We start from the raw sequence: 1310 nt of genomic DNA, 5'->3' as shown, positions 1-1310 counted from the left end.
CGGGCGCGGCGCCACCCAGGTGTCCCGGGCGAGCCGGGCGTAGCCGAGGTAGCCGAGCCCGGCCGCGACCCGGGCGCGCACGGTGCGATCCTGGGGGCGCCGCAGGATGACCACGTGCCACCTGCCGTCCCACGGTGACTCGTCGGTCCGGTAGATCCGGCGCCATGCCTCGGCGAGCCGGTCGCGCGCGCGGGGTGTCGCGGCATACCCGCGTTGGCCTTCCCGCTCGACGCGCTCGAGCCAGCCCTCCCTGACCAGCCGGGACACGGCGGTGCGGACCGCGGGGGAGGCGATGTCGACGGCACCCAGCAGTCGGATGATGCTCGCGATGGGCGCCCAGTTGCCGCGGTCGCGCAGGTGGTCGCCGTAGAGGTCGAAGACTGCCGCTCGTGCATGCACGAGGTCAGTCTTGCCGATGCGGATTTCCCCCCGGAGGAGGTAGGCGCGATAATGGGGTTAAGTTGCTGCGCGCCGCGAGACAGAAGGTGTGGCGTGGAGGTGCGCACGCTCGGAGATCCACGCGACGGAAGGGGAACCCGATGGCGGCGATGAAGCCGAGGACCGGAGACGGTCCGCTGGAGGTCACCAAGGAAGGGCGCGGCATCGTGCTGCGCATGCCCCTCGAGGGTGGTGGCCGCCTGGTCGTCGAGATGAACGCCGATGAGGCGCAGGCACTCGGTGACGCGATCAAGGGTTGCCTCGGCTGACGTCCCCTTCTCGACACATTCTCGGGCCCCGACCATGACGGTCGGGGCCCGAGGTGCTTCGGTCGCGCGGGAGGGCCTGACGCTCGAGGATCAGCGCTTCACCGCGACGAAGAGCCCGTCGCCGGTGGGCAGCAGGGCGGGCACGAGGGCGTCGTCGTCCCGGAGCGCCTTGCCGAGGTCGCGCAGCACGGTCGTCGTCTCGTCGCGGGCGGCCGGGTCGGCCACCTTGTCGTGCCAGAGCATGTTGTCGAGGGCGAGCACGCCACCGGGGCGCAGCAGCCGCAGCGCCTGCTCGACGTATGCCGGGTACTCCGGCTTGTCGCCGTCGATGACGACCATGTCGTAGGCGCCGTCGGTCAGCCGGGGGAGCACCTCGAGGGCAGGGCCGGAGATCACGCGGGTGCGCTGCGGCGGGATGCCGGCCGCGGCATACGCCTTCTTGGCGGCCCGCTGGTGCTCCGGGTCGACGTCGATCGTCGTGAGTATGCCGTCCGAGGGCATCCCGGCCATCAGCCAGAGTCCGGACGAGCCGGCTCCGGTGCCGACCTCGACCACGGCCTTGGCGCGGGCCGCGGCGGCCAGCAGGCGCAGCGCCGCCCCCAC

The 1310-nt window shown here is 72.4% G+C and carries 2 protein-coding genes and 1 pseudogene; 1 reads left to right on the top strand and 2 read right to left on the bottom strand.

Going from position 1 to position 1310, the window contains the following annotated elements; genetic code table 11:
- Positions 1-399: pseudogene (locus FRW57_RS21710) on the bottom strand (hypothetical protein); the annotation flags it as partial.
- Between the two features lie 140 nt (positions 400-539).
- Here FRW57_RS21710 and FRW57_RS21705 point away from each other — a divergent pair.
- Positions 540-707 (top strand): DUF3117 domain-containing protein, encoded by a 168-nt coding sequence (locus FRW57_RS21705; protein WP_137123223.1) that lies wholly within the window; start codon positions 540-542, stop codon positions 705-707.
- A gap of 90 nt (positions 708-797) precedes the next feature.
- Here FRW57_RS21705 and FRW57_RS21700 read toward each other — a convergent pair.
- Positions 798-1310: O-methyltransferase (locus FRW57_RS21700; RefSeq protein WP_152187048.1), on the bottom strand; the 513-nt coding region annotated here is incomplete at its 5' end.

It is taken from the genome of Segeticoccus rhizosphaerae (assembly GCF_009192725.1).
GTDB classification, from domain to species: Bacteria; Actinomycetota; Actinomycetes; order Actinomycetales; family Dermatophilaceae; genus Segeticoccus; species Segeticoccus rhizosphaerae.
The sequence above is the reverse complement of the archived record's forward strand: the minus strand, read 5'-3'. Positions and strand labels throughout refer to the sequence as shown.

Bases quoted from the DNA above. Each gene is read 5' to 3' on its own strand.
- FRW57_RS21705 (WP_137123223.1), top strand. From the start codon at position 540: ATGGCGGCGATGAAGCCGAGGACCGGAGACGGTCCGCTGGAGGTCACC.